Annotated in this window: 4 protein-coding genes and 1 pseudogene; 3 read left to right on the forward strand and 2 right to left on the reverse strand. The window is 71.1% G+C overall.

The annotated features are described in order from the left end of the window. The 3 genes and pseudogenes from G6030_RS02970 to G6030_RS02980 form a co-directional block, all read left to right on the forward strand. Positions 1-647: pseudogene (locus G6030_RS02970) on the forward strand (hypothetical protein); the annotation flags it as partial. Further along, positions 644-2221 carry an ATP-binding protein gene (locus tag G6030_RS02975; protein ID WP_182642152.1) on the forward strand — a complete coding sequence of 526 codons (1578 nt, stop codon included), beginning with the start codon at positions 644-646 and terminating at the stop codon, positions 2219-2221. The pseudogene G6030_RS02970 and the gene G6030_RS02975, both read left to right, overlap by 4 nt. Before the next feature lie 100 nt (positions 2222-2321). Beyond that, positions 2322-2984, forward strand: coding sequence for a response regulator transcription factor (locus G6030_RS02980; RefSeq protein WP_182642153.1), 663 nt, complete (start codon positions 2322-2324; stop codon positions 2982-2984). Between the two features lie 190 nt (positions 2985-3174). Here the strand turns inward: G6030_RS02980 and G6030_RS02985 are convergent, their stop codons facing one another. Continuing rightward, on the reverse strand, positions 3175-4818 hold the full coding sequence (locus G6030_RS02985) for an ATP-binding cassette domain-containing protein (RefSeq protein WP_347238556.1): 1644 nt from the start codon (positions 4816-4818) through the stop codon (positions 3175-3177). A gap of 389 nt (positions 4819-5207) precedes the next feature. Continuing rightward, a complete protein-coding gene (locus G6030_RS02990; protein ID WP_182642155.1) occupies positions 5208-6680 on the reverse strand; it encodes an aldehyde dehydrogenase family protein in 1473 nt (490 codons plus the stop codon). Positions 6681-6686: the final 6 nt, after the last annotated feature.

Below are 6686 nucleotides of genomic sequence, written 5' to 3' on the forward strand. Positions count from 1 at the left end.
CGACACTGGCCGCGCAGCCGGCCGACCTCGCGCCCCTGCCGACGCGGACCGACGGCGGTACCGAACCCGCGCGCTCGAGAGCCGGAGCGGCGACCGGTGACGGCGCCCGGCACGGCCGGATCCGCGACACCGTGGACCGCGGCGAGCCGCTCGGCTCGGCCGGTTCGGGCGAGGGTGACACCCCGACGGACGGCACCGATCCCCAGGCTCCCCGGCCGGGCCAGGATCGCCCCGCCATCCCGTCGCCCATGGGCGACGGCCCGAAGGGCGAACTGCCCACCGGCGACGGTGGCGAGGACGAGCCCGCCGAGGGCACGCCCGCTCCGGACGATGACGGCCCGCCCCCGCTGACCGACCGTCCTCCGCTGACGGGTCGTCCTCCACTGATGGGTCGGCCTCCGCTCACCTCTCCCGGCCCGCCCGGTGGTGGCACGCCCCCGGTGGGTCCGCCGCCCCACGTCGTCGACGGCCTCCCGTCGCCGGACGCGGCTACGCCCGATCGCTCGGAGCACCCGGCCCACGGGGACGCGCCGGACATGATCGGACCGGTGGTGGGCGCCCCGATCGTCGTCCCGACCCCGGACGTCCCCGCCGACGGTGAGCCGGACGCGGCGACCCCCGCCGATGACGGCTCCGAGCCGAGGTGAGCCCCGCTCTCCGGAGGTCACAACCGGCCCGCTGGTGGCATTCGGCGCGCCTGCGCATCACCGTCAGCATCACCCTGGTGACCGCGGCCGTGTTCGCCGCGATGGTGATCTTCATGATCCAGCTGCTCGACCTCAGCACGGAACGCGTCACCGACTCTCGCCTCAACCGTGAGGCGGGCGACTTCTCGACCTTCATGTCCGCCGGGATCCTGCCGTCGTTCGAGTCTGACGACCCCACCGTCGAGCAGCTCATCCGGGCGTACCTGGCACAGCAGTACCCCTCCTCCGAGATCCTGCTCGTCGGCACGGCCATCGAGTCGGGGACGCAGTTCACCCTCTCCCGGTACGGGCCGGACGAGGACCGGCTGTTCCCCCCGGCCATGCGCTCGCGGATCCAGCGGATCGGGCTGTCCCCCATGGAGGACTCCGGCGTGATCGACGACTCGGTGCGCTGGCGCAAGGCCACCGTCGAGAGTCCGGCCGGTCCGGCCAACATCGTGGTGGCCATCAACGACCGCGGCACGCATGACGAGACCCGCCGCGTCGCCGGCTTCCTGCGCTGGGCCGCCGCCGGGGGCATGGTGGTGAGCGCACTGCTCGCGTGGTGGATCGCCGGCCGGATGCTCGTCCCGGTGCGACGGATCCGCGAGGCGGCGGAGACCATCTCCGCGGCCGACCTGTCACGGCGCGTGCCCTCCGACGGGCCCGACGAGATCGTCTCCCTCGCCGACACCGTCAACGACATGCTCGAGCGGGTCGAGGACGCCTACCGCACACAGCGGGAGTTCCTCGACGACGCCGGCCACGAGCTGCGGACACCGCTGACCGTGGTGCAGGGCAACCTCGACCTCATGCCCGACGACCCGGAGGGGCGGGCGGAGACTACCCGACTCATGCAGGACGAACTGTCCCGGATGGCCCGCATCGTCGAGGACCTGCTCACGCTCGCCCGCGCCGACCGTCCGGACTTCCTCCGGACCGCCGCGACCGACGTCACGGAGCTCGTGCTGGACGTCGAGGCCAAGATCGAGGTGGTGGCCGACCGGGACTGGCGGGTGCTGCCGTACGCCGAGGGTCTGGCCAGGTTGGACCAGCACCGGATCACGCAGGCCCTCATGCAGTTCTGCTCCAACGCGGTCCGGTTCACCGGGCCCGGGGACACCATCGAGATCGGGTGCCGGGTCATCGAGCCCGGCGACCCGACCATCGCCGCGGAGCTCGTGTCCGGGGCCGTCCCGGAGACCCCGAAGCGGGAGTCCTACCGTCGCCGGCTTCTGTGGTGGGTCCGCGACCGGGGGCCGGGGATCCCGCCCGGCGAGGAGGAGAGCATCTTCGAGCGGTTCCACACCGCGCGCGGCCAGCTCCGTGACGGACGTGGCGGCACCGGCCTCGGGCTCGCCATCGTCTCTACGATCGCCAAGGCGCACGGAGGACGTGCGTTCGCGTTCAACGCCGCCGGGGGCGGCGCGACGTTCTGCATCGTCATCCCCCTCATCGCGCCGCCGCCCGAGAAGGATTCGGGCACGGCCGCCGGGACCGATCCGTCCGACGCGGGCGGCTCCGAGACCCGCTGAACCCCTCCGGTCTCGGGCCGAACCGCGGACACGGACGCCTGCCAGCGTCCAGCAGCGCGGCCCCCGTGCGATACTCCGAAGTCGGAGAAGGAGGAGATGCATGACGAACGTTCTCGTCGTGGAGGATGATGACCTCATCCGCTCGGTCTTGGTCAAGGCACTCGGTGGTGCCGAGTACACCGCACTCGAGGCGGTGGACGGGGAGAGCGCGCGTGCCATCCTGTCGACCATCTCCGACATCGACCTGATGTTGCTCGACATCGGCCTGCCGGACACCGACGGCCTGACGTTGCTGCGCGAGGCCCGCGACCGCGGGTTCGCCGCGCCCGTCATCATCCTCACGGCCCGCGACAGCGTCGCGACCACCGTCGAGGGACTGGAATCCGGCGCCAACGACTACATGGTCAAACCCTTCCGCGTCCCCGAACTGCTCGCCCGCATCCGACTGCGGCTGCGTGAGCACGAGGCGACCGAGGACCCGGGCATCCTCGAGCACGCCGGAATGCGCCTGGACATCCGTACCCGCCGCGTCGAGGTGGACGGCCGCATCCAGGAGCTGACCAACCGCGAGTACTCGCTGCTCGAGATGCTCCTGCGCAACAAGGGCGAGACCATCAGTCGCGAGCAGCTCCTCGAGAGCGTCTGGGGCATGGACTTCGACCCGGGTTCCAACATCGTCAACGTCTACATCCGCTCCCTGCGCCGCAAGATCGGCGAGAACAAGGTGCAGACGGTGCGAGGGGTCGGCTACCGCGTGGAGTGAGCGCGCGGGCCGGCCGGCGCCGCCTCGTCAGACCAAAGAGAGGACCCCCGGCCGCGGCCGGGGGTCCTCTCGTTCGTGGCGGCATCCCCGCGGCCCCTGCCACCCCGTAGTCGGCAATGATCGACGGCAGCGCGACCGACAGCACCGTCTCGTCGAGGATCATGAGAAAGGCGCCGAGAGCGAGGCGTCGTCACACCGCGACCCCGGGCCGCACGACAACCCGCCCACCCGGCATCACCTCCATCCGTCGTAGACGGCGTGAGCGTGCCGCGTTCTCCGCCCAGCGTCGGTCATGCGTGACGGTGAGCACCGCGCCGCCGTACTCCGCCAGAGCATTCTCCAGCTGTTCGACGAGCTCGGGGGACAGGTGATTCGTCGGCTCGTCCAACAGGAGGACGTCACTCGGGACGGTGACCGCCACAGCGATCTCGAGACGCCGACGTTGTCCCACGGAGAGCTCCGAGAGCATCACGTCTAGGTCCCGCGGAGCGAAGAGCCCGAGGCCGAGGAGCATCTGGGCAGCGTCATCGCGATGAGCGCCCGTCGCCCGGGCGTAACTGCCGAGCAGGCTGCCGTCGACGCGGGCATCGAGGCTCTGGCGCAGCCACGCCACACGAAGTCCGGGACGCCGCCAGACCACTCCGCTGTCCGGTGTGAGTTCACCGGCGAGCACCCGCAACAGAGTGGTCTTCCCTGCGCCATTGGGGCCGGAGACCAGCCATCGATCCCTCGAGTTGACGCTCAGTGCGTCGAGGCTGAGGCGAGGCCCTCGTCCGTCGATCCCGGTGTCGACGGAACCAGCGGCGAGGATCAGGGCCGTCCCGTGACTCCCCTCCCGATCCCCCGACGCCGAGGGATCCGCGAACGGTGGCGTGAACGTCAACGGTTCCGGCGGCCGGGGTGCCGGCCTCGCGGTGAGCCGGGAGACCCGTTCCTTCGCCTGCGCGATCCGACTCGACGCCCCGTGGTCACGGCTCCGAGCACGGAAGGCACCGTGGCCGAAGGCGGCCCGCACCTGCTTGCGGGGAATCGCACCGAGGCGGAACGAGTTCGCCGCGACGAGGGCTTCGTTCCGGGCCAGGTCCCGGCGCCATGTCTCGTGTTCCTCGAGCAGACGCCGTCTCTCCGCAGCACGAGCCGAAAGGTACCCGGCATAACCGTCACCGTAGCGGCTCAGACCACCGTCCTCGATGCACACGATGTCGGTCGCGAAGCGGTCGAGGAATGCACGATCGTGGGTGACCACGACGAGCGCCCCGTGATGGTGCGCGAGGCGGTCCTCCAGCCAGGCGATACCGGCGTCGTCCAGGTCGTTCGTCGGCTCGTCGAGCAGGAGGAGTTCCGCTCGAGAGGACAGCGCGGCGGCGAGCGCGAGCCGCGCGGACTCTCCCCCGGAAAGCGAGTGCACCGGGCGGCTCCGCTCGACATGCCCGAGCGACAGCTGCTCGAGCGAGGCATCCACCCGTTGGTCGAGCTGATACCCGTCGCGCGCGTCGAACCGATCCATCAGGTAGCTCAACCGGTCGAGTAGCCGAGTCTGATCCCCGGCCCCGGCGCGGGCCAACTCGTCGGCGACCTCCCGCATCTCGGCCTCGAGTCGGCGGACATCGGCCAACAGCACGTCGAGCGCTCCGGCCACCGTCGTCCCCGGCGCGAACTCGGGTCGTTGTTCGGCCAACGCGAGCCCTCCGGGGAGGTGCACATCCCGCTGCCCCGCGGACAGCGGGAGAACCCCCGCGAGCACACGCAGGAGAGTCGACTTCCCCGAGCCGTTGTCGCCGATCACCGCGAGACGGTCGGCGGGCCCCACGGCGAGGTCGACGCCGTCTAGCACTGTCCGGTCGGCGAACCGGGCGGTTCCCGCGCGGATGAGGCACTGACGATGCGGACGTCGTGCGGAGACGGTCGGGGAATGCGAAGGTCTGGGTGATCGGGTCATCGCTGGTGTCCTCTCCGCGTCGCGTGGTGATGACACCAACGGACGGCGGTGTTGTACGTCGTCCTGGGGACGCGCACTGCGGTACGGGACCTCACGCCAGCAGCGTCACGCTGCCGAACGTGCGTAGGACCCACCACGGAGAAGACTCGACGTGGCGTCCCGTACTAGAGAACCAGTGAACCCATGGCGCGAATGTTATCAGAGCGGCAGCACGTCCGCCCCCGTCTCCGCGCGGACCGCACCGGCTGACGACGCCCACCCGGGGCGCCGCCAGCCGGTCCGCCTCAGTCGCCCGACGGCTCCCAGCCGAACGGCATGAGCACGCTCTGCAGCTCGCAGAACGCCTCGAGGCCCTCGGGGCCGTTCTCGCGGCCGAGGCCCGAGTTCTTGAAGCCGCCGAACGGGGCGGTGGGATCGAAGGCGTACCAGTTGATGCCCATCGTGCCGGTGCGCACGCGCTGGGCGACGGCGAGCGCGGCGTCCGGGTCGGACGAGTACACCGCGCCGGCCAGGCCGTACTCGGAGTCGTTGGCGATCCGCACGGCGTCGTCGACCGAGTCGTAGGGGATCACCTGCAGGACCGGGCCGAAGATCTCCTCCTGGGCGATGGTCATGGAGTTGTCCACGTCGCGGAAGACGGTCGGCTGGACGTACGCACCCTCGGCCACGTGCTCGGGCAGGCCCTCGACCTCGCCGCCACCGTAGGCAATGGTCGCGCCCTCCTCGACGCCCTTGCGGATGTAGCCCTCGACGGAGGCCTTCTGCTTGTGGTTGGCCAGCGGGCCGAACACGGTGCCCTCGTCGGCGGGGTCGCCGACGGGCATGAGCGAGACGTTCTCGACCAGCGCGTCCACCACCTCCTCGTAGCGCGAGCGCGGGGCCAGGATCCGGTTCTGGGACACGCACGCCTGCCCGGAGTTCATGAGCGCGGAGAACACCATGGTGCCGGCGGCGGAGGCCAGGTCGGCGTCCTCGAGCACGATGGCGGCGCTCTTGCCGCCCAGCTCGAGCGAGCAGCGCTTGAGGCCCCGCGCGGCGATCCCGGCGATGTGCTTGCCGACCTCGGTGGAGCCGGTGAACGAGATCTTGTCGACGTCCGGATGGGACACCAGGTGGTCGCCCACGGAGCTGGGGCCGGTCACCACGGACAGCACGCCCTCGGGCAGGCCGGCCTCGCGGAACAGGTCCGCCAGCCACAGCGCCGACAGCGGGGTGGCCGACGAGGGCTTGAGGACCACCGAGCTGCCGGACAGCAGGGCCGGCGCGAGCTTGGCGGTGTTGAGGTAGAGCGGGACGTTCCACGCGGTGATCGCCGCGACCACGCCGACGGGCTGGCGGGTGACGACGGAGGCGCCGAAGTCGCCCTGACGCACCTCGGACCACGGGAAGGTCTCGGCGAGGCGGGAGTAGTAGCGCAGCACGCCGAGGGTGGGGGTCACCTGGATCATCGACGCGGCGCTCGCCGGCGCGCCCATCTCCTGCGACAGCAGGGTGCAGACCTCGTTCTGCCGCTCCTCGAGCATGTCGGCCACGCGGGCGAGCAGCGCGCCGCGCTCGGCGGGCGGCGTGTTCCTCCAGATGCCGGACTCGAACGAGTCGCGGGCCTGGCTGACCATCTCGTCCAGGTCCTCGGTGGTGGTCTCGGCGACCCGGCCCACGACCTGGTTGGTGGCCGGCGAGGTCACCTCGAGGACGCCGGTGGTGATGGGATCGGTCCAGCGGGTGCCGGAGAAGAGCTTGTCATGGACGACGACCACGGGGGA

Origin of the sequence: Dietzia sp. E1 (genome assembly GCF_014145015.1) — a bacterium.
Lineage (GTDB): Bacteria > Actinomycetota > Actinomycetes > Mycobacteriales > Mycobacteriaceae > Dietzia > Dietzia cinnamea_A.